Source organism: Pseudomonas sp. RAC1 (genome assembly GCF_030658255.1).
GTDB classification, from domain to species: Bacteria; Pseudomonadota; Gammaproteobacteria; order Pseudomonadales; family Pseudomonadaceae; genus Aquipseudomonas; species Aquipseudomonas boreofloridensis.
Window position 1 is genome coordinate 51,443 of the sequence record NZ_JAUTXS020000032.1, and the last position, 21,577, is coordinate 73,019.

Annotated in this window: 17 protein-coding genes and 1 tRNA gene; 13 read left to right on the top strand and 5 right to left on the bottom strand. The window is 64.9% G+C overall.

The genetic code is table 11. The annotated features are described in order from the left end of the window. Nucleotides 1-15 precede the first annotated feature (15 nt). Nucleotides 16-825: a tRNA cyclic N6-threonylcarbamoyladenosine(37) synthase TcdA gene (tcdA, locus tag Q7C30_RS11710; RefSeq protein WP_029614932.1), complete on the bottom strand. Its 810-nt coding sequence runs from the start codon at nt 823-825 to the stop codon at nt 16-18. Nucleotides 826-1,060: 235 nt separating this feature from the next. Between tcdA and Q7C30_RS11715 the strand changes: the two genes are divergently transcribed. The 4 genes from Q7C30_RS11715 (at nt 1,061) to Q7C30_RS11730 (ending at nt 6,113) form a co-directional block, all read left to right on the top strand. Beyond that, nucleotides 1,061-3,652 (top strand): glycosyltransferase, encoded by a 2,592-nt coding sequence (locus Q7C30_RS11715; protein ID WP_039579615.1) that lies wholly within the window; start codon nt 1,061-1,063, stop codon nt 3,650-3,652. Nucleotides 3,653-3,755: 103 nt separating this feature from the next. Continuing rightward, nucleotides 3,756-4,907 carry a succinyl-diaminopimelate desuccinylase gene (gene dapE / locus Q7C30_RS11720; protein WP_039579616.1) on the top strand — a complete coding sequence of 384 codons (1,152 nt, stop codon included), beginning with the start codon at nt 3,756-3,758 and terminating at the stop codon, nt 4,905-4,907. After that, the gene (locus tag Q7C30_RS11725; RefSeq protein ID WP_039579619.1) at nt 4,907-5,719 is read left to right on the top strand and encodes a putative RNA methyltransferase; all 813 of its coding nucleotides are present in this window, start codon (nt 4,907-4,909) and stop codon (nt 5,717-5,719) included. Before dapE ends, Q7C30_RS11725 begins: the two co-directional genes overlap by 1 nt. A gap of 19 nt (nt 5,720-5,738) precedes the next feature. Then, complete coding sequence (locus Q7C30_RS11730) at nt 5,739-6,113, top strand: hypothetical protein (RefSeq protein WP_029614931.1); 375 nt, start codon at nt 5,739-5,741, stop codon at nt 6,111-6,113. Nucleotides 6,114-6,231: 118 nt separating this feature from the next. On the opposite strand, the gene Q7C30_RS11735 is transcribed toward Q7C30_RS11730, so the two are convergent. After that, nucleotides 6,232-6,441: a cold-shock protein gene (locus tag Q7C30_RS11735; protein ID WP_029614930.1), complete on the bottom strand. Its 210-nt coding sequence runs from the start codon at nt 6,439-6,441 to the stop codon at nt 6,232-6,234. Nucleotides 6,442-6,672: 231 nt separating this feature from the next. Here Q7C30_RS11735 and plsB point away from each other — a divergent pair, with 231 nt between their 5' ends. The 5 genes from plsB (at nt 6,673) to Q7C30_RS11760 (ending at nt 13,133) form a co-directional block, all read left to right on the top strand. Continuing rightward, entirely contained in the window at nt 6,673-9,150 is a 2,478-nt protein-coding gene (plsB, locus tag Q7C30_RS11740) for a glycerol-3-phosphate 1-O-acyltransferase PlsB (protein WP_317871594.1), read from the top strand. A gap of 91 nt (nt 9,151-9,241) precedes the next feature. Continuing rightward, a complete protein-coding gene (locus Q7C30_RS11745) occupies nt 9,242-9,928 on the top strand; it encodes a DUF4197 domain-containing protein (protein ID WP_029614929.1) in 687 nt (228 codons plus the stop codon). 237 nt (nt 9,929-10,165) lie between these two features. Then, a complete protein-coding gene (locus Q7C30_RS11750) occupies nt 10,166-11,047 on the top strand; it encodes an alpha/beta hydrolase (protein ID WP_317871595.1) in 882 nt (293 codons plus the stop codon). A 110-nt stretch (nt 11,048-11,157) separates the two neighbouring features. Continuing rightward, nucleotides 11,158-11,231 (top strand) — tRNA-Gly (locus tag Q7C30_RS11755). A 210-nt stretch (nt 11,232-11,441) separates the two neighbouring features. Then, on the top strand, nt 11,442-13,133 hold the full coding sequence (locus Q7C30_RS11760; protein ID WP_317871596.1) for a SulP family inorganic anion transporter: 1,692 nt from the start codon (nt 11,442-11,444) through the stop codon (nt 13,131-13,133). Between the two features lie 35 nt (nt 13,134-13,168). Here Q7C30_RS11760 and Q7C30_RS11765 read toward each other — a convergent pair whose 3' ends face one another. Continuing rightward, nucleotides 13,169-14,233: a glycerophosphodiester phosphodiesterase family protein gene (locus Q7C30_RS11765; protein ID WP_317871597.1), complete on the bottom strand. Its 1,065-nt coding sequence runs from the start codon at nt 14,231-14,233 to the stop codon at nt 13,169-13,171. Between the two features lie 122 nt (nt 14,234-14,355). On the opposite strand from Q7C30_RS11765, the gene Q7C30_RS11770 reads away from it, so the two are divergent. The 4 genes from Q7C30_RS11770 (at nt 14,356) to Q7C30_RS11785 (ending at nt 19,616) form a co-directional block, all read left to right on the top strand. After that, the gene (locus tag Q7C30_RS11770; protein ID WP_317871598.1) at nt 14,356-15,375 is read left to right on the top strand and encodes a DUF4917 family protein; all 1,020 of its coding nucleotides are present in this window, start codon (nt 14,356-14,358) and stop codon (nt 15,373-15,375) included. Between the two features lie 84 nt (nt 15,376-15,459). Next, the gene (locus Q7C30_RS11775; protein WP_029614926.1) at nt 15,460-15,984 is read left to right on the top strand and encodes a sigma-70 family RNA polymerase sigma factor; all 525 of its coding nucleotides are present in this window, start codon (nt 15,460-15,462) and stop codon (nt 15,982-15,984) included. Then, nucleotides 15,984-16,934 (top strand): FecR domain-containing protein, encoded by a 951-nt coding sequence (locus Q7C30_RS11780; protein ID WP_317871599.1) that lies wholly within the window; start codon nt 15,984-15,986, stop codon nt 16,932-16,934. The genes Q7C30_RS11775 and Q7C30_RS11780 overlap by 1 nt, the downstream gene beginning before the upstream one ends. Nucleotides 16,935-17,048: 114 nt before the next feature. Beyond that, nucleotides 17,049-19,616: a TonB-dependent hemoglobin/transferrin/lactoferrin family receptor gene (locus Q7C30_RS11785; RefSeq protein WP_317871600.1), complete on the top strand. Its 2,568-nt coding sequence runs from the start codon at nt 17,049-17,051 to the stop codon at nt 19,614-19,616. A 12-nt stretch (nt 19,617-19,628) separates the two neighbouring features. On the opposite strand, the gene Q7C30_RS11790 is transcribed toward Q7C30_RS11785, so the two are convergent. Together Q7C30_RS11790 and Q7C30_RS11795 are read right to left on the bottom strand one after the other, a co-directional pair. After that, a complete protein-coding gene (locus Q7C30_RS11790; RefSeq protein ID WP_317871601.1) occupies nt 19,629-20,837 on the bottom strand; it encodes an SAM-dependent methyltransferase in 1,209 nt (402 codons plus the stop codon). Between the two features lie 68 nt (nt 20,838-20,905). Continuing rightward, on the bottom strand, nt 20,906-21,523 hold the full coding sequence (locus Q7C30_RS11795; RefSeq protein ID WP_029615033.1) for a membrane protein: 618 nt from the start codon (nt 21,521-21,523) through the stop codon (nt 20,906-20,908). Nucleotides 21,524-21,577 lie beyond the last annotated feature (54 nt).

The window sequence follows — 21,577 nt, forward strand, 5'->3', positions numbered from 1 at the left end:
CGCGCACCGCAACGGTCAGTCGGGCTTGGTCCGCTCCGACGGCCGTCGAGCACCGGCCACCAGCTTTTCCACGGCCTTGCTGACCGCCACCATGGCGAAGGTCGCGGTCACCATCATCACCGCGCCGAAGCCGCCGGCACAGTTCAGGCGCACGCCGTCGCCGACGAAGCTCTTTTGCAGGCACACGCTGCCATCGCCCTTGGGGTAACGCAGTTGCTCGCTGGAGAACACGCAGGGCACGCCATAGTTGCGGCTGACATTGCGCGAAAAGTTGTAGTCGCGGCGCAGGGTGGAACGCACCCGCGAAGCCAGGGGATCGTTGAAGGTCTTGTTGAGGTCGCCGATCTGGATCTGCGTCGGATCGATCTGCCCGCCTGCACCACCGGTGGTGACGATGGCAATCTTGCGCCGCCGGCACCAGGCGATCAGCGCAGCCTTGGCCTGCACACTGTCGATGCAGTCGATCACGCAGTCCAGGTCTTCGGTGATGTGTTCGAGCAGGGTCTCTCGGGTGACGAAGTCTGCCACCGCATGCACCGTACAAGCCGGATCGATGGCGCGCAGACGCTCGGCCATGACCTCGACCTTCGGCCGACCCACCTGGCCCTCCAGGGCATGGGCCTGACGGTTGGTGTTGCTGACGCAGACGTCGTCCAGGTCGAACAGGCTGATTTCGCCGACGCCACTGCGCGCCAGCGCCTCCGCCGCCCAGGAGCCGACGCCGCCGATGCCGACCACGGCCACATGGGCCTGGCGCAGGCGCTGCAGCCCTTCGTCGCCGTACAGCCGGGCGACGCCGGCGAAGCGTGGATCTTCTGTGCTCATGCTGCTACCCCGAAAAAACCGGGGCGCATTATAGGCCATGCGCGCCCGTCAGCCAGGTCTTGTCGACGCGATGCGTCCCCGGCAGCCCAGCATTAGGAAAGAGCCTGTCAATCCTGCTTTAATGTCCAATCGTAAGTCGGCTGTGGCCGGCTCGGGGCTGTTTCTGCACCGCCCACACTCGAACCTGGATTCGCCCTGGCTCTTGCCTGCACCTTGCCTGGAAGCTCACGCACTTATGTCATCACGCAAATTCGGTCTCAACCTGGTGATCGTCCTGGCCATCGCCGCGCTGTTCACCGGCTTCTGGGCGCTGATCAATCGCCCGGTATCGGCGCCGGCCTGGCCGGAACAGATCTCTGGTTTCTCCTATTCACCCTTCCGCCTCGGGGAGAGCCCGCAGAAGGGCCAATACCCCAGTGAAGACGAGATGCGCCAGGACCTGGAGCAACTGAGCAAGTTCACCGACAACATCCGTATCTATACCGTCGAGGGTACCCAGGCCGAGATTCCGCACCTGGCCGAAGAACTGGGCCTGCGCGTGACCCTGGGCATCTGGATCAGCACCGACCTGGAGCGCAACGAACGCGAGATCGAGAAAGCCATCGGCCTGGCCAACAGCTCGCGCAGCGTGGTGCGGGTGGTGGTAGGCAACGAAGCGCTGTTCCGCGAAGAGATCACCCCCGAGGCGCTGATCCAGTACCTGGACCGCGTGCGCGCGGCGGTGAAGGTGCCCGTGACGACCAGCGAACAGTGGCACATCTGGAAGGCGCACCCTGAGCTGGCCAAGCATGTCGACCTGATCGCCGCGCACATCCTGCCGTACTGGGAGTTCGTGCCGATGAGCGACTCGGTGCAGTTCGTCCTGGACCGCGCCCGCGACCTGCGTCATCAGTTCCCCCGCAAGCCCCTGCTGCTGTCGGAAGTGGGCTGGCCGAGCAACGGCCGCATGCGTGGCGGCGCCGATGCCACCCAGGCGGATCAGGCCATCTACCTGCGAACCCTGGTCAACACCCTGAACCGCCGCGGCTTCAACTACTTCGTGATCGAAGCCTACGACCAGCCCTGGAAAGCCAGCGACGAAGGCTCGGTCGGCGCCTACTGGGGCGTGTTCAACGCCGAGCGCCAGCAGAAATTCAACTTCGAGGGGCCGGTGGTGGCCATCCCGCAATGGCGCGCCTTGGCGGTGGCCTCGGTGGTGCTGGCGATGATCGCCCTGGCCGTGCTGCTGATCGACGGCTCGGCGTTGCGTCAGCGCGGTCGCACGTTCCTCACCTTCATCACCTTCCTGTGCGGCTCGGTGCTGGTGTGGATCGCCTATGACTACAGCCAGCAATACAGCACCTGGTTCAGCCTGACGGTGGGCGTGTTACTGGCCTTGGGCGCCATCGGCGTGTTCATCGTGCTGCTCACCGAGGCCCATGAGCTGGCCGAAGCGGTCTGGACTCACAAACGACGAAGAGAATTCCTGCCGGTACAAGGCGACACCGCCTACCGGCCCAAGGTGTCGGTGCACGTGCCCTGCTACAACGAGCCACCGGAGATGGTCAAGCAGACCCTCGACGCCCTCGCCGCCCTCGACTACCCGGACTACGAAGTGCTGGTGATCGACAACAACACCAAGGACCCTGCGGTCTGGGAGCCGCTCAAGGCCCACTGCGAAAAGCTCGGTGAGCGCTTCCGCTTCTTCCACGTCGCGCCGCTGGCCGGCTTCAAGGGCGGTGCACTGAACTACCTGATCCCGCACACGGCCAAGGATGCCGAGGTGATCGCGGTGATCGACTCGGACTACTGCGTGGATCGCAACTGGCTCAAGCACATGGTGCCGCACTTCGCCGATCCGAAGATCGCCGTGGTGCAATCCCCCCAGGACTACCGCGACCAGCACGAAAGCGCTTTCAAGAAGCTGTGCTACAGCGAATACAAGGGCTTCTTCCACATCGGCATGGTCACTCGCAACGACCGTGACGCGATCATCCAGCACGGCACCATGACCATGACCCGGCGTAGTGTGCTGGAGGAACTGGGCTGGGCCGAATGGTGCATCTGCGAAGACGCCGAACTCGGCCTGCGGGTGTTCGAGAAAGGCTTGTCGGCCGCCTATGCCCACAACAGCTACGGCAAGGGCTTGATGCCCGACACCTTCATCGATTTCAAGAAACAGCGCTTCCGCTGGGCCTACGGCGCCATCCAGATCATCAAGCATCATGCCGGCGCCCTGCTGCGCGGCAAGGGCAGCGAACTGACCCGTGGCCAGCGCTACCATTTCCTCGCCGGCTGGCTGCCCTGGGTGGCCGATGGCATGAACATCTTCTTCACCGTCGGGGCGCTGTTGTGGTCGGCGGCGATGATCATCGTGCCGCACCGCGTCGATCCGCCGCTGATGATTTTCGCCATCCCGCCGCTGGCGCTGTTCTTCTTCAAGGTCGGCAAGATCATCTTCCTCTACCGCCGCGCGGTGGGGGTGGACCTGCGCGACGCCTTCGCCGCCGCCCTGGCGGGCCTGGCGCTGTCGCACACCATCGCCAAGGCGGTGCTCTACGGCTTCTTCACCAGCAGCATGCCGTTCTTCCGCACACCAAAGAATGCCGACAGCCATGGTCTGCTGGTGGCCATCTCCGAAGCCCGCGAAGAGCTGTTCATCATGCTCTTGCTGTGGAGTGCGGCGGCCGGCATCTGCCTGGTGCAAGGCCTGCCCAGCTCCGATATGCGCTTCTGGGTGGCGATGCTGCTGGTGCAGTCGCTGCCGTACCTGGCGGCCTTGATAATGGCCTTCCTGTCCTCGCTGCCCAAACCGGCGCACACCGCGGTCGAGCCGCAGCAGGCTTGAGGCCCTGTGCAGCGCAGGGGTGCATCGCGCCCCCTGCGCCGGCCCGTTTGATATAAGATAACGCCCCCAGATTTTTCGCCTTGCCTTGCCCCCGGAGTTCTCCATGACGGCCCCAGCCGAGCTCTCGCCTACCCTTCAACTGGCCTGCGACCTGATCCGCCGCCCCTCGGTGACGCCGGTCGATGCCGACTGTCAGACCCAGATGATGAATCGCCTGGGTGCGGTCGGCTTCCAGCTCGAGCCGATGCGCATCGAAGATGTCGACAACTTCTGGGCCAGTCACGGCCAGCAGGACGGTCCGGTGCTGTGCTTCGCCGGTCACACCGACGTGGTGCCCACAGGTCCCGTGCAGCAATGGCAGCATGAGCCCTTCGACGCGCTGATCGATGCCGACGGCATGCTCTGCGGCCGCGGCGCCGCCGACATGAAGGGCAGCCTGGCCTCGATGGTGGTCGCCAGCGAACGCTTCGTGCGCGACTATCCCGATCACCGCGGCCAGGTCACGTTCCTGATCACCAGCGACGAAGAAGGGCCGGCGCATCATGGCACCAAGGCTGTGGTCGAGCGCCTCAAGGCACGCCAGCAGCGTTTGGACTGGTGCATCGTCGGCGAACCCTCGAGCACGTCCCTGCTCGGCGACGTGGTGAAGAACGGCCGGCGCGGCTCGCTCGGCGCGCACCTCACCGTGCGCGGCAAACAGGGCCACGTTGCCTATCCACACCTGGCGCGCAACCCGATCCACCTGGCGGCGCCCGCGCTGGCCGAGCTGGCGGCCGAGCATTGGGACCAGGGCAATGCCTTTTTCCCGCCGACCAGCTTCCAGATCTCCAACCTCAATGCCGGCACCGGCGCTACCAATGTCGTGCCGGGCGAATTGACCGCGCTGTTCAACTTCCGCTTCTCCACCGAGTCGACCGTAGAAGGCCTGCAGCAGCGCGTGGCGGCGATCCTCGACAAGCACCAGTTGGACTGGTCGATCGACTGGGCACTCTCGGGCCTGCCGTTTCTCACCGAGCCGGGCGAGTTGCTCGATGCGGTGTCGTCGAGCATCAAGGCCGTCACCGGCCGTGACACCCAGCCTTCGACCAGCGGCGGCACCTCCGATGGCCGTTTCATCGCCACCCTGGGCACCCAGGTGGTCGAGCTGGGGCCGGTCAACGCCACCATCCACCAAGTGGACGAGCGCATCCTGGCCAGTGACCTGGACCTGTTGACGGAAATCTACTACCAGACCCTGGTGCGGTTGCTCGCCTGATGCTGGCCTGCCCCCTCTGCCAGGCGCCACTGGCGCAGCTCGACAACGGCGTGGCCTGTGCGGCCGGCCACCGTTTCGACCGCGCTCGCCAGGGCTACCTGAACCTGCTGCCGGTGCAGCACAAGAACAGCCGTGACCCGGGCGACAACCAGGCCATGGTCCAGGCCCGCCGCGATTTCCTCGACGCCGGCCACTACGCGCCGGTGGCCGCGCGACTGGCGCAACTGGCTGCCGAACGCACACCCGGCGCGTGGCTCGACATCGGCTGTGGCGAAGGCTACTACACCGCACGAATCGCCGAGGCGCTCCCTGCCGCCGACGGCTACGCCCTGGACATTTCCCGGGAGGCGGTCAAGCGTGCGTGCCGGCGCGCCCCGCAGCTCACCTGGATGGTCGCCAGTATGGCCCGTGTGCCCATGGCCGATGCCAGCTGCGACTTCATCGCCAGCGTCTTCAGCCCCTTGGACTGGCGGGAAGCGAAACGCCTGCTGGCGCCGGGCGGCGGACTGATGCGCGTGGGGCCGACCAACGGCCACCTGATGGAACTGCGTCGCCTGCTCTACGATGAAGTGCGCCCTTACGCCGACGACAAGCACCTGGCTCTGGTACCAGCAGGCATGCAGCACGCCCACGGCGAGGTCCTGGAATTCACCCTGACCTTGCCCGAAGCCCAGGCCCGTGCCGACCTGCTGGCCATGACCCCGCACGGCTGGCGCGCCAGCGCCGAAAAGCGCACTCGCGTGATCGAGCAGCCCGCGCCACTCGAGGTCACGGTATCCATGCGTTATGACTATTTTGTGCGCCAAGACTGAGCACACCAGGAGCCCTGAAATGCGCCAACCCGATATCGAAATCTACCTCAAGGACGCAGACGTCGATCACAAGCAGATTGCCGCCTGGCTGACCGAGGCCCTGGGCCCGTGCAGCGAGTGGAAGCAGAAAGGCCAGACCTTCAAGTGCATGGCCGGTAACATCCCGGTCACTTGGTTACCCAAGGCTGTAGGGAAATGGAACAGCCTCTACCTGGAAAGCGACCAGACCCCATGGGTCGATGACATCGCCTGCGCCCGCGCCGCCTTCGCCGCGCTCAACGTGGAAGTGCGCTGCGCGCCGGGCAGTTGGGCCGAAGAAGACGGCGAAGAAGACGCCGACCGCTGGATCCGCATCAGCACTGACGGCGAAGAAGAAATCACCTGGCGCACGTGAAAGCAGCGGCGCGCTTCAGGAAAGCAGCGGCGAGCTTCAAGCTTCAAGCGGCAAGACCGGTGAACTCACGTCGGTATTGGCATCGCTTGCAGCTCGTCGCTCGCCACTCGTAGCGGTCTTAGAGGCCGACGACGTCCTCGGCCTGCAGGCCTTTCTGGCCCTGCACCAAGGAGTATTCCACCTGCTGTCCCTCGACCAGGGTGCGGTGACCCTCACCGCGGATGGCGCGGTAGTGGACGAAGACATCGGCTCCACCCTCGCGCTGAATGAAGCCAAAGCCCTTGGCATCGTTGAACCACTTCACGTTCCCAGTCTCACGAGACGACATCTGCAACACTCCGGATTTTTATTTTCAAGATCGCCGTGCAGACAGAGGATTTTCTTCCTCTGGCTACGCAGCTTGCGGAAATTTCCTGCAAAGTGCGGACCGAGTATCTGTCGGATAACAAAGATTTTTATGACATGGCTTCAAATGGCCGATTTTTGCTGAACTTATGCCGATACGGCAGCCTAACTTGCTGGTATATCTCCTGAAACATTTTCCCAGGGCAATCACCCCATGACCCGTTCTCCCCTGCGCCGCCTGATTTTCGGTGCCCTGCGTCGCGTCCTGTACCTGTGGGTGCGTTCCGAGACCATCAACCAGTCCTCGCTGACGCTCAACCTCGACCGCAGCCGACCGGTGTTCTACGCCCTGCCTTCACCCTCGCTCACCGACCTGGCGGTGATCGACCGCGAGTGCACCAAGGCGGGGCTGCCCCGCCCGGTACTGCCCGTGGCCGTCGGCCCGCTGCACGAGCCTGCGGCGTTCTTCTACTTGACCCCCGACCCGGACTGGCTCGGTCGCCAGGACAAGCGCGGCGCACCGCCGACCTTGCAACGGCTGGTGACCACCCTCAGCGAACACGCCGAGGAAGATGCACAGATCATCCCGGTCAGCGTGTTCTGGGGGCAGACGCCCGCGAGTGAGAACAGCCCGTGGAAACTGCTGTTCGCCGACAGTTGGGCAGTTACCGGGCGGTTGCGCCGGCTGCTGACCGTGCTCATCCTCGGACGCAAGACCCGCGTGCAGTTCTCCGCACCCATCCACCTGCGCGAACTGGTGCAGCACAACAAAGGCCATGAACGCACGGTGCGCATGGCCCAGCGCGTGATGCGGGTGCATTTTCGCAATCTGCGCACGGCGGTCATCGGCCCGGATATTTCCCACCGGCGCAATCTGGTCAAGGGCCTGGTCCACGACCCGCTGGTTCGCCAAGCCATCAGCGACGAGGCCGAGCGCGAGAAGATCCCCTACGCCAAGGCCGAAGCCAAGGCCCTGCACTATGGCAACGAAATCGCCTCGGACTATACCTACACCGCGATTCGCTTCCTTGAAGTGGTGCTGAGCTGGTTCTGGAACAAGATCTACGACGGCATCAAGGTCAACCACATCGAGCAGGTGCAGGAACTTGCCCCCGGCCATGAGGTGATCTATGTCCCCTGTCACCGCAGCCATATCGATTATCTGCTGTTGTCCTACCTGCTGTTCCGCAACGGCCTGACGCCCCCGCACATCGCCGCGGGCATCAACCTCAACATGCCGGTGATCGGCAGCCTGCTACGCCGTGGCGGCGCCTTCTTCATGCGCCGCACCTTCAAGGGCAATCCGCTGTACACCGCCGTCTTCAACGAGTACCTGCACACCCTGTTCACCAAGGGCTTCCCGGTGGAGTACTTCGTCGAGGGCGGACGCTCGCGCACCGGGCGCATGCTGCAACCGCGCCCCGGCATGCTGGCGATCACCCTGCGCAGCTTCCTGCGCTCCTCGCGCACGCCGATCGTCTTCGTACCGGTATACATCGGCTACGAGCGCGTGCTCGAAGGCCGCACCTACCTGGGTGAGTTGCGCGGGGCAAGCAAGAAGAAGGAGTCGATCTTCGACATCTTCAAGGTCATCGGCGCGCTCCGGCAGCGCTTCGGCGAGGTCTACGTCAATTTTGGCGAACCCATTCACCTGAATGGCTTCCTCGACCAACAACAGCCGGGTTGGCGCGAACAGGACCTGGCGCCGCAGTTCCGCCCGACCTGGCTCAACGACACCACCACGCACCTGGGCGCGAAGGTGGCCCAGCACCTGAACGGCGCGGCGGCGATCAATCCGGTCAACCTGGTGGCCTTGGCGCTGCTGTCGACCAGCCGCCTGGCCCTGGACGAGCGGGCGCTGATCCGCGTGCTCGACCTGTACCTGGCGTTGCTGCGTCAAGTGCCCTACTCCGCGCACGTCACCCTGCCGGAGGGCGACGGTCGCGCGCTGATCGAGCACGTCAGAGGCATGGAGCTGCTGTCCGAACAGAAAGATGCGCTGGGCCGCATCCTGTACCTGGACGAAGCCAACGCGGTGCTGATGACCTACTACCGCAACAACATCCTGCACATCTTCGCCCTGCCGGCGCTGTTGGCGAGCTTCTTCACCAGCAGCGCACGGATGAGCCGTGAGTTGCTCGGGCAGTACGTGCACGCGCTGTATCCGTACCTGCAGGCCGAACTGTTCCTGCGCTGGACACCCGAAGCGCTCGACGAAGCCATCGATCAATGGCTGGCTGCGCTGGTGGAGCAGGGGTTGCTGCGCGAAGAGCACGGGGTGTACCTGCGTCCGGCGCCGAGCTCACGGCAGTTCGTGATGCTCACCCTGCTGGCCCGCGCCATCACCCAGACCCTGCAACGCTTCTACATGGCCACCTCGCTGCTGCTCAACAGCGGCCAACACAGCCTGGACGCCGAGGAACTGGAAGCGCTGTGCGTGATGATGGCCCAGCGCTTGTCGATCCTGCATGGCCTCAATGCACCGGAGTTCTTCGACAAGACGCTGTTCCGTCACTTCATCCAGACCCTGGTCAGCGAAGGCGTACTGCAACCGGACGACAGCGGCAAGCTGGGCTACCACGACAAGCTCGGCGAACTGTCCGAAGGGGTGGCCAAGCGCGTGCTGTCGGCGGAGCTGCGCCTGTCGATCCGCCAGGTGGCGCTGCATCGGGACGATACCTCCGTCGCGTGATAGGGTGCATGTCTGATGCCCATCGGTGCGCGGATCGGAGCCGATCCGCTGCACCGAGTTCGATTCACTTTCTGCCCTCAAGGACGCCTTCATGATTCGTTCCTCCCTGCGCTTGACCACCCTGTGCGCCGGTCTGCTGCTGTCGGCCAGCGCCCTCGCCCTGTCGCTGGGCAACCTGTCCCAGCAAGATGCTGCCGGCGGCCTCAAGGACGCCCTGACCCAAGGCGCGCAGATCGCCGTCAAGCAACTGAGCACGCCCGGCGGTTTCAGTGACAATCCCGATGTGCGCATCGAGTTGCCCGGCAAGCTCGGCAAGGCGGCCCAGGCCATGAAAATGTTCGGCAAGGGCGACCAGGTCCAGGCTCTGGAAACCAGCATGAACAAGGCGGCCGAAGCCGCTGTGCCGCAGGCCCAGGCGATTCTGGTGGACGCGGTGAAGAAGATGAGCGTGACCGATGCCAAGGGCATCCTCAGCGGCGGCGACGAAGCGGCGACGAAGTATCTGGACAAGAGCAGCCGCGAGCAGATCCGCGCCAAGTTCCTGCCGATCGTCAAGCAGGCCACCGACAAGGTCGGCCTGGCCCAGCAGTACAACAGCTTCGCCGGCCAGGCCAAAGGCCTGGGCCTGATCAAGGACGACGCCAACATCGAGAACTACGTGACCGAAAAAGCCTTGGACGGTCTGTTCGAGATGATCGGCAAGCAGGAGCAGAGCATCCGCCAGAACCCTGCGCAAGCGGCCACCAGCCTGGCCAAGAAGGTCTTCGGCGCGCTCTGAGCCTCCCCGCATCCCTTTCGCGGCGTCCTCCCCGCGAAACACCGCCAGTCACCGCCCGGCCGACTGGCGCTGAGGCTGATCGCACACGATCGACCGCGGACGCCCACTTCCTTTCCAGGCGAATGCCTACCTGTCACATGCGACCTGCACCCTAGGGCTCTGTGCAGCGTGTTCGCGCGTTCGAGCCGACCGCCGCTACATGACGCGAGTGCCCTTTTTGCGCCAGGAGTCGATGACATGAGGCCAGAAATCGCTGTACTTGATATCCAAGGTCAGTACCGGGTGTACACGGAGTTCTATCGCGCGCAGACCGCAGAGCGGACCATCGTTCTGGTCAATGGCTCGCTGGCCACCACCGCCTCCTTCGCCCAGACCGTGCGCAGCCTGCATCCGCACTTCAACGTGGTGCTGTACGACCAGCCCTACGCCGGCAAGTCCAAGCCGCACAACCGCCATGAGCGGCTGCTGAGCAAGGAGACCGAAGCGCATATCCTGCTGGAGTTGGTCGAGCACTTCGGCGCCGACCACGTCATGTCCTTTTCCTGGGGCGGCGCTTGCACGCTGCTGGCTCTGGCGCACCAGCCGCAACGGGTGAACAAGGCGATCATCAGTTCGTTCTCGCCGGTGATCAACGGCCCCATGCGCGACTACCTGGAGCGGGGCAGCCAATACCTGTCGGCCTGCGACCGCCCTGGAGTGGGCAATCTGGTCAACGACACCATCGGCAAGCACCTGCCCTCGCTGTTCAAGCGTTTCAACTATCGCCACGTCAGCAGCCTGGACAGCCACGAGTACGCGCAGATGCACTTCCATATCCACCAAGTGTTGGATCATGACCTGCAGCGGGCATTGAACGGGGCGCGCAACATCGATATTCCGGTGTTGTTCATCAACGGCGAGCGTGACGAATACACCACGGTCGAGGACGCCAGGCAGTTCGCCCGGCATGTGGACAGGAGCGCGTTCAGCGTGATTCGCGACGCCGGGCACTTCCTGGACATGGAGCACAAGGCAGCCTGCGAAGACACCCGCAGCGCGATGCTGGGTTTTCTGCAACCGGCCCGTACACCTCGGCAGCGCTATGGCTATGAGGCGGGTCAGCAGGCGTTGGCGGGGTGAGTACAGCGTGGGGTGGGGCCTGCCAGCCGTAGACAAGCGCTGCTGCAAGGCTTTTTTGCTGCTTGGACTTTCCAGGACACCTGGATTCTGGTAAAAAGTCGGGCTGCGAAGCGGGTATAGTTTAGTGGCAAAACGAAAGCTTCCCAAGCTTTAGTTGAGGGTTCGATTCCCTCTACCCGCTCCACATTCTTCGCCCTGCGCATCTGATTGCAGCCCCCCAAAGAGCCCTCGGCTCTTTTTTCATTTCTACGCCCTTCGTTGACCTGCCCCATCGCTTTGCTCGCCGCAATCGGCTTGAATGCAGCCCCCACGACACGCTGCATGAGACTTGCAAGCGAAGCGGCTTCAGGTGCATATCGCGACTGCGCACCCAGAAAACATCAAAGGACTGCCCATGTTTCTTTCCCGCTGGCTGCCGGGCCTGGCCAACCTCCTGCACTACCGCCGCGAATGGTTCCGCGCTGATCTGCAAGCCGGCCTGTCGGTGGCGGCGATCCAGATCCCGATCGCCATCGCCTATGCCCAGATCGTCGGTTTGCCGCCGCAGTACGGTTTGTATGCCTGTGTACTGCCGATGATGGTCTATGCCTTGATCGGCAGCTCACGGCAACTGATGGTCGGCCCCGATGCGGCCACCTGTGCGATGATCGCTGGCGCCGTGGCGCCCTTGGCGATGGGCGATCCGCAGCGGATCGCCGAGTTGTCGGTGATCGTCACGCTGCTGGTCGGGGTGATGCTGATCGCTGCCGGCGTGGCCCGCGCCGGCTTCATTGCCAGTTTCTTCTCGCGGCCGATCCTGATCGGCTACCTCAATGGCATCGGCCTCAGCCTGATCGCCGGGCAACTGTCCAAAGTGGTGGGCTTCAGCATCGAGGGTGACGGCTTCATTCTCAGCCTGATCAATTTCGTCGAGCGCCTGGGCGAGATCCACTGGCTGACCCTGGTCGTCGGCCTGGGCGCACTGGCGCTGCTGATCTGGCTGCCGTGCCGCTATCCGAAACTGCCCGCAGCGCTGGTCACCGTCGCCGTGTTCACCCTGCTGGCGGGGCTGTTCGGGCTGGACCGCTTCGGCGTGGCCATCCTCGGCCCGGTGCCGGCCGGCATGCCCGAACTGGCCTGGCCGCAAAGTACCTTGGCCGAGACCAAGAGCCTGCTGCGCGACGCGCTGGGGATCGCGACGGTCAGCTTCTGCAGCGCCATGCTCACGGCACGCAGCTTCGCGGCCCGGCACGGCCATGCGATCAATGCCAATCACGAATTCGTCGCCCTGGGCGTAAGCAACCTGGCGGCGGGGCTCTCCCAGGGCTTTGCCATCAGTGGCGCCGACTCGCGCACCGCGGTCAACGACATGGTCGGCGGCAAGAGCCAACTGGTGGGCATCATCGCCGCCTTGGTCATCGCGTTGATCCTGCTGCTGTTCACCGCCCCCATGGCCTGGATTCCTCAGGCGGCACTCGGCGCGGTGCTGCTGATGGCGGGCTGGGGGCTGATCGACGTGAAGTCCCTGGGCAAGATCCGACGCCTGAGTCGCTTCGAATTCTGGTTGTGCCTGCTGACCACGCTCGGCGTACTCGGCCTCGGCGTGCTGCCGGGCATCGTCTTCGCCGTGACCCTGGCCATCCTGCGGCTGCTCTACACCATCTACCAGCCCACCGACGCCGTGCTGGGCTGGATGCCCGGCATCGAAGGCCAGGTCGATGTGCGCCAGCACCCGCAGGCCCGCACTGTGCCCGGCTTGGTGGTGTACCGCTTCGACGATGCCGTGCTGTTCTTCAATGCCGACTACTTCAAGATGCGCCTGCTCGAAGCCGTGCAACGCGAGCCCGATCCACAGGCGGTACTGTTCGACGCCGAAGCGGTGACCAGCATCGACGTCAGTGGCATTGCCGCCTTGCGGGAGGTGCGCGATACGCTCCAGGCACAAGGCGTGCACTTCGCCATCGCCCGCGCCCGCGGCACCTTCCTGCGCATGCTGGTGCGCTCGGGCATGGCCCACGAGATGGAGGACCGCTTGCTGTTCGGCTCGGTGCGCGCCGGGATTCGGGCGTATCGGGTTTGGCGCAATCGGGAGCGACGCGACCGCTGATCACGATCGCGCGCACCCGCGATTCATTCAGGCAATCAAAACCCTAACCCCTGCAACACCTGCCCTTCATCCGCCACCGCCGGTCGCTGGTAAAAGCGCAGCAACGCCCCGGCCCGGTTGGTGAAAATGCCATCCACCCCGGCGTCCATCGCCTTGGCGAAGTCTTCGCGATCGTCCAGGGTGTAGGCATGCACCAGCAGGCCACGCGCGTGGCTGGCCTGGTTCATCCACGGCTGGATCAGGTCGGTGTAACTCTGCTCGCCCAGGCGGCTACGCTGCGCGGAGGGACCGGTGCCGATGGCGCCGCCGGCCTTGGCGGCATCCAGCCAGCGCAGCAGCTCCTTGCGGTCCTTGGGCGCCTGACGCGCATAGAAACGTGCTTTGTCCTGCTCGCCCGAGTCGGCGAAGTCCTGGCCCGACTTGGGTTCGATGCTGCCCTTGCCTACCCACAGCAGCAGAATCTTCGGCACCTGCGGCATCTCCTGGTGCAGCAGGGCCAGGCTGTCGCGGTCGAAGGTCTGCAGGATCACTCGCCCAGGTCTGTCGAGCCAGCCACGGGCCTGAAGCCGTGCCTTGAGCTGTCGTTCGATGCCGGGAAACTGCTTGGGCACCTTGGTTTCGATGTACAGCCCCGGCTGACGCTCGGGATTGCCCTCGGCGATGTCGATCACTTCATCGAGGGTCAGGATCTGCTGCCCGGCGAAGCTCGCCCTGGCGCGCTGCGGGTAGGCCTGGTTGAACCAACTGCCAGCGTCCAGCGCTTTCAACTCGGCCAGGGTGAAGTCGCTGACCGGACGCCCGGCACGCCCAGGGAAGCGCGAGGCTACATCGCTGGTGCGCGCCAGCACATCGTCATGCACCACCACCAGCACATTGTCGCGGCTGCGTTGCAGGTCCAGTTCCAGGTAATCGGCGCCCAGCTCGCGCGCCAGCAGATAGGCCGCAGCGGTGGATTCAGGCGCGTCGAAGGACGCGCCACGGTGAGCGATCACCGCTGGATAGGGGATGGACTGGGCCTTGGCCAGGGCCGCACCGTCATCGGCTCGGACATCCATCGTCGACAACAGCAAGCCCAGCAGGGGCGCTACGCGTATACGCATGTTCAGATCCTCTCGGGCCGCACCCCGCACGCGCGGCGCAGCGGATTCCTTGGAGGGCCAAGCCTCTCACAGCTTCGATGACATGCTAAAGTCCCCGCTCACCGCTGCCCCACGGATGCTCGATGCCCTCTCTCGATTCTCAGCTCGCCCAATGGTCCGATCTCGATGCCCGCCACCCCTGCACCGCCCTGCTGCTGGGCAACGGCGCCAGCCGCGTGTTGTGGAAGCCGTTCGGCTATTTCTCGCTGTACGAGCAAGCGCAGAAGGCCGGGCGCAAGAGCGGTCTGGCGATCAGCGACCAGGCGCTGTTCAAGTCGCTGGGCACCGAGCTGTTCGAGCCGGTGCTGAGCATGCTCAATACCACGGTGCGCACCAATGCCGCCCTGGCGATCAACTCCACCGCGCCGCTGAACCGCTACTACTCGATCAAGGAAGCGCTGATCCACGCCCTGCGCGCCGTGCACCCGCCGCATGCGTTGTTGTCCAGCGCCACAATGGCCACGATCAACGCGGCCCTGCGTCAGTACCGCAGCGTCTACACCAGCAACTACGACCTGATTCTGCTGTGGGCGATGGAACAGGCACCGCAGGGTTTTGCCCGGCTGTTCGATGACGAAGGCTTCTTCGATGTGCGCCGCACCGCCAGCCCCGGCACCCGTGTCCTGCACCTGCATGGCGGCCTGCACCTGCTCAAGCTGCCCGACGGCAGCACGCGCCAGCGCAGCGCTATCGGCGCCGAACTGCTCGAAGGCGTTGCCGTGAACATTCCCGGCGAGGTGCCGCTGTTCGTCAATGAAGACCGCAGCGAGCACAAGCTGCGGGCCATCCGCCAGTCGGACTACCTGTCCTGGAGCCTGGCCCAGCTTGCGGGCGAACAGGGTGGCCTGTGCCTGTTCGGCCAGCACTTGGACAGCAGCGACGAGCACCTGCTGCTGGCCATTCGCCAGGCCAGGCCGAAACACCTGTGCATCGCCATCCGCCCTTTGAACGACGCCTCGATCCTCAACCAGAAGCAGCATTTCACCGAGCGCCTGGCCGGTGCGGTCGATGGCGCCCTGCACTTCTTCGACGCCAGCAGCCATCCGCTCGGCGCCGCCGAACTGGCCCTGCCCGTGCCCCTGACCCACGCCCGGCGCCTCTGAACGAGGCGTCACGCCTGGCTAGCAAATGTAAATAATTCTCGATAAGATCCGCACCCTTTCTCCAGGCCAGCCCGGAAAGCGTGCATGCAGCGCCTCAAGCCCGATCCCGCCACCGCCGACACCTGCCGCAGTTTCTACGCCGAAATCCTGCATTTCCTGCGCAAGCGCATGGACAACGCCAGCGATGCCGCAGACATGACCCAGGACGTGTTCGCCCAATGGCTCGGCTACCGTGACCGGACCAAGGTCGAGCAACCGCGTGCCTTCCTGTTTCGCATGGCACGCAACCTGCTGAGCGATCACTGGCGCCGGCAACAGGTGCGTCAGAGCGTGCTGGAGGAGACGACCATCGACCCCGCCACCAGCGCCAACGACCCCTTCGATCACGCCCAGCGCCGTCAGCGCTTGGAACAATTGCGCCAAGTCCTCGCCGAGCTCTCGCCGCGGCGACGAGAAGCCCTTATGCTGCACCGCTTTGAAGGCCTGACCCAGGCGCAGATCGCCGAACGCATGAATATTTCCGTAAGCATGGTCGAAAAGCACATCGCTGCGGCCCTGCTGCACTGCAAGCAACGGCTGGACAGTGAAGATGGCAGGGAGCAGCCGTAATGAGCCTCACCGACGAGACCGATCCACGCCCGCTCGACGCCCAAGCCGCCAGTTGGTTCACGCGTAACCGCAACGCGACAACGCGCGAGCAACGCAAGGCCTTCGCCCAGTGGATTCGCCATCCCGAGCACGCCCGCGCCTACCGTCAGTTCGAGCAACTGTGGGCAGACATGGCCGCGCTCAAGCAGGTCAACCACCCCGTCGCGCGGGTGCAGTACCGATCGCCGCGTTGGCGTCCACTGATCGCCACGGCGGCGGCGCTGCTGTGCGCGCTGCTGGCGGGTAACCTGGGCAGCGGCAGCACGCCGATACGCGAAACCCTGGTCGCCAGCACGATGCGCAGCCTGCACTTGCCCGACGGCAGCCAGCTGTACGTCAATGCCCGCACCCGTGTGCAACTGGACTTCACCGCGCAGCGACGGCTGATCACGCTGGAACAGGGCCAGTTGTACATCGACGTGGCGCCAGACAAGGAGCGGCCGCTGTTCGTCGATGCCGGCAGCGCGCTGGTGCGCGTGGTCGGCACCGGCTTCGACCTGCGTCGTGGCGCACGCGAGTTGACCCTGAGTGTCGCCCATGGCCAGGTCGCCTTCGAAACCTCCGGCGAGAACCAGGCGCCCATGCTGGTCGAGGCCGGCCAGCGCGTCACCTACGAGCCATCTCGTGGCAGCCTGCTGCGCCAGAACCTGGGCGAGCAGCGCGTGGCCGACTGGCGCGACGGTCATGTCAGCTTCAGGAACCGCGAACTGGCCAGCCTGATCGACGAACTGAGCCTGTACCGCCAGCAGCCGGTGCTGCTGGCCGATCCGAACCTGGCTCGCTACAAGGTTTCGGGCAATCTCGACGTACACGACCCCGACGCGCTGCTCAACGCGCTGCCTGCCTTGCTACCGGTGAAAACCGTGCGCCTGGGCGATGGCCGTTTGCGCATCGAGCACCGCGCGCATTAATTTGAGAATTTTTATCATTCGCAGGTGAGGATTTTTCCCAACACCGCGTCTCCTTCCCCGCCTGCCGGATGAACGGTGGGCTTTTTTCCGGCCATTTGCCGTTTGGGGGAATCCATGTCGTCTGCGTTGCGTCCGCTGCAAACCTTGCCCGTCCGTCCTACCCTGCTGGCCTTGTGCCTGAGCCTGAGCCTGGCCGCCCAGGCCGCGCCTGTGCAATTGGACCTGCCAGCGCAACCGCTGGCCCAGTCGCTGAGCCAACTGGCGCAGCAGGCGCAGGTTCAGTTGCTGTTCGATGAAGCGCTGCTCAGCGGTGCGCGTGCGCCGGCCCTGCGCGGCACCTTCGAGCCACAGGACGCCATCGCCCGCTTGCTGGCCGGCAGCCGCTTCGCCCTGGTGCGCGTGGGCGAGACTTTCGTGGTGCGTCAGCACGAGCCTGTCGCACCTGGCGAAGCCGCACAGGCGGATAACAGCATTCAGCTCGGCGCCCTGAGCATCGTCGGCGACGGACAGCAGATCGGCCCGCAGAACGTCGGGCGTTCGACCCTGGACCAGGAGCAGATCGACCGCTACCAGCCCAGCAACATCCCCAGCGTGATCGCCACCCTGCCCGGCGTGAACATGGGCGGCTCGGCCAAGCCGGGCGGTCAGACCATCAATATCTGGGGCCTGGGCGATGCCGAAGACGTGCCGATGACCGTCGATGGCGCGACCAAGAGCGGCTTCGAGCGCTACCAGCAAGGCACCGTATTCATCGAACCCGAGCTGATCAAGCACATCGAGGTGGAGAAAGGTCCGCACTCGGTCAAGACCGGCAACGGTGGCTTTGGCGGCAGCGTCAACATGACCACCAAGGATGCCGGCGACCTGCTTCAGGACGGCCGCAACAGCGGTGCCATGCTCAAGTACGGCTATGCCAGCAACGATCACCAACAGGTGTACAGTTCCGCGCTGTTCGGGCGCAGCGACGACGGCCGTATCGACGGCCTGGCCTACCTGACCAAGCGCGACGGCGGCGACATGAAGCTGGCCAGCAACCTGCCCGATCCCGACGGCGCTTACCCGATCAATCCTACCCGCCTGCCCAACAGCGCGCTGGACCTGGAAGGCGCACTGTTCAAGGGCAACCTGCACTTGAGCGACGAACACAGCCTGGGCTTCTCCTGGTCGCGCTCGCAGAGCGAACGCTGGGCGCCGTTCTCCTCCACGGCCTATCCGACACCGCCGAGCGCCGCCAATATCAGCCGCTACGGCTACGCCGCCGCACTGACCCGCTTCCTGGCCAACCGCACCACCACCGACACCACATGGTCGAGCACCTACGCTTATCAGCCGTTGGATAACCGTTGGGTCGATCTGGAGGTCAAATACTCCGACTCCGACACTCAGCAGACCGACGAGCGACCTGCGACCGCGTTCTTCCAGCCGGCCACCGGCGGGCGCAAGATGGATACCGAGTACCGCGACCGCATGCTTGCGGTCACCAACACCAGCCTGTTCGAGACGGCAGCGCTGGAGCACGCGCTGACGGTTGGCGCGCAGATCCGCCGGCACAACCGCGACACGCAGATGTGGATGCCTGGCAGCCTCTACGAAACTGCACGCTACAACTACGGCCACTACCAGCCCTACTTCATGCCCAGCGGCACGGTGCGCAGCCAGGGCTATTACCTGCAAGACGCCATCACCCTGGGCGATGTCACCCTCACCCCATCGCTGCGCTACGACCAGGTGACCAACGACGGCAAGCCCAACGATGCGCCGCTGTACGACAACCCCGCCGCCGGCCACGACTACAGCGCCAAGACCTACCGCGGCTGGTCGCCGCGCCTGGCACTGTTCTGGAAGGTGACGCCCAATGCCGCACTGTTCGCCGACTACAGCAAGACCTGGCGCGCGCCGGTGCTCGACGAGCAGTACGAAGTGCAGGGCAGCGGCAGCCGGACCGCCACCAGCCGCGACCTGGATCCTGAACGCATCACCGCATTGCGCGTGGGCAGCGTGTTCGACTTCGACAACCTGCTGTCGGCCAACGACAGCGCCCAGGTGCGCACCACCCTGTTTCGCAACCATATCGAGGACGAAATCTTCAAAGCCACCGGCATCGGCTGCCCACAGCAGTTGCTCACGGGCGGCTCCATCGCCAACACCTGCGGCGGCGGCCTGATGTCCAACTACCGCAACATCGGCGATGTGGTGATCAAGGGCTTCGAGATCGAGAGTTTCTACGACTCCACCTACCTGTTCGGCTCGGCGTCGTTTTCCTGGATCACGGGTCGGCACCAGGGCGCCTACACCAACCCCTGGGGACCGGACGTGTGGGCCAAGGACATCCCTGCGCCCAAGTGGATCACCACCCTGGGCGTGAAAATTCCGGCCTGGGACGCACGGGTCGGCTGGACCGCGCAGTTCGTGCGCAAGACCGACCGCCTGCCCAGCGACCGCTACTACAGCGGACCCGGCAGTGTGCTGGGCGACCGCTACTACGACCAGTACGCCAATGACCGCTATCAGATCCACGGCCTGTTCGCCAACTGGAAACCGCAGCAGGCCTACCTCAAGGGCACCGAGGTGAACCTCACGGTGGACAACCTGTTCAACGAGTCGGCCCGGCCTGAGCTGTCAGGGGAGAATGCGCTGATGCAGGGGCGCAATGCCAAGGTCAGCGTGACGCGGTTCTTCTGAGTGACGATACGCTCAGCCGGGGATCAGGCCGTCGGCACGCAGCAGGGTTTCCAGGCAGTGCTCCTGCACGCCGTAGAACGCCTTGAGCTGCGCGATCTTCTCCAGCAGCGTTGCGTTATCGCCGGCCTGGCGGCGCTTGACCGCCAGGATCATCTTGTTCTTGTTGGTGTGCTCCAGGGAGATGAACTCGAACACCTTGGTCTCGTAGCCGCAGGCCTCCAGGTACAGCGCACGCAGGCTATCGGTGAGCATTTCGGCTTGCTGGCCCAGGTGCAGGCCGTACTGCAGCATCGGTTGCAGCAAACCCGGGCTGTGCAACTGCGGGCGGATCTGCTTGTGGCAGCACGGTGAGCACATGATGATCGACGCGCCGCAGCGGATGCCGGTGTGGATGGCGTAGTCAGTGGCGATGTCGCAGGCATGCAGGGCGATCATCACCTCGATGGCCTCGGGCACCACGCTGCGCACGTCGCCGCACTCGAATACCAGGCCCGGATGCTGCAGACGCGCCGCGGCGGCGTTGCACAGTTCGACCATGTCCGCGCGCAGCTCCACGCCGGTCACCTGCGCTTCGCGGCCCAGGGTATTGCACAGGTAGTCGTGCATGGCGAAGGTCAGGTAGCCCTTGCCCGACCCGAAGTCGGCCACCCGCAGTGGTTGCGTCTGGGTCAGCGGCGCACTGGCCAGGGCATGGTCGAAGACTTCGATGAACTTGTTGATCTGCTTCCACTTGCGCGACATCGACGGAATCAGGGCGCCTTGCCCGTCGGTCACGCCCAGGTCGCGCAGGAACGGCCGCGACAGCTCCAGGTATCGCTTCTTCTCCCGGTCGTGGCCGCTGCTGGCCTGCTGGCTCGGCGCCTGGGCAGCGTGGCGCTGCAGCAGCGCCTTGCCTTTCTTGCTGAAGCCCAGTTGCACTTCGCCCTCGGCGGTGAACAGGTGAGCATTGCGAAACTGCTCGGGCAGCAGCTCGGCCACCAGCGTCAGCGCCGCGTCCAGGGGCAGGTTGCGGGTGATGTCGCGGGTCTGGTGGCGATACACCAGCGACAGGCAGGCCTGGCCCTTGAGCTGCACCGGTTTGGCAATGATGCGCTGCAGGCTGCCGTCGGCCCCGACAGGGCGCGCCAGCACCAGCTTGAGCAGGTGCTGGCGGTGCAGGGCGTCGCTCAGCAGGCTGAGAAATTGGTCGCGGGCGTCCGGCGCAGGTGTGGCGGAAGACATGAAAGGAGCAGCCTCGAAAATGCGTGATGGCCGGCATTCTACAGGGTTTACCGGCCGGCGCCCGAGGCTCAGTCCAGGACCACCAGTTGATTGGTCAGTTGATTACGCCGCCCGATCGAAGGCAGCGTGCGCCCCAGCAGTTCGCCACAGGCATCGATGCACTCGACGAAACCTTGCAGGGTGCTGCCCTGGTTCACCCGCTCGCTCAAACGCGCCACCAGTGCCGCACGGGCGGCATCGTCGAGGTGTCGGGCGGTGCCTTGATCGGTGAGGATGGTGACGAAGCGCTCGGCCTCGCAGACGAAGATCAGCACGCCACTGGTGCCGGCGGTGCGCTGCAGGTGCTGCTCGTGAAACTGCTGCTGGGCGAAAGCGGCGGCGCGGCGGCGGCGCAGCAGGCGCGGTGCCAGGCGGGCGGCCAGCCAGGGCGTGCGCAGCAACAGGCAGAAGGCGACGAACAGCAGCACTTGGGTCACCAGCAAGCCGCGCAGGCCCGGCCAGCCGAGCAACCACTGCAGCAGCGCCGGCAGCAGTACGGCCAACAGCGCGGCCCACAGCAGGGGCAGGTAAGGATAGTCGTCGGCGCGACGGGCCAGCACGGCCACCAGTTCGGCATCGGTGCGCTGTTCGGCGCGGGCGATGGCTTCGGCCACCTGGCGGCGTTGATATTCGTCGATGGGGATCATGCCCGGGGGTACTCGCTCGTTCTTATTGTCGTGGTCCCGGCGACGGGACGCCGG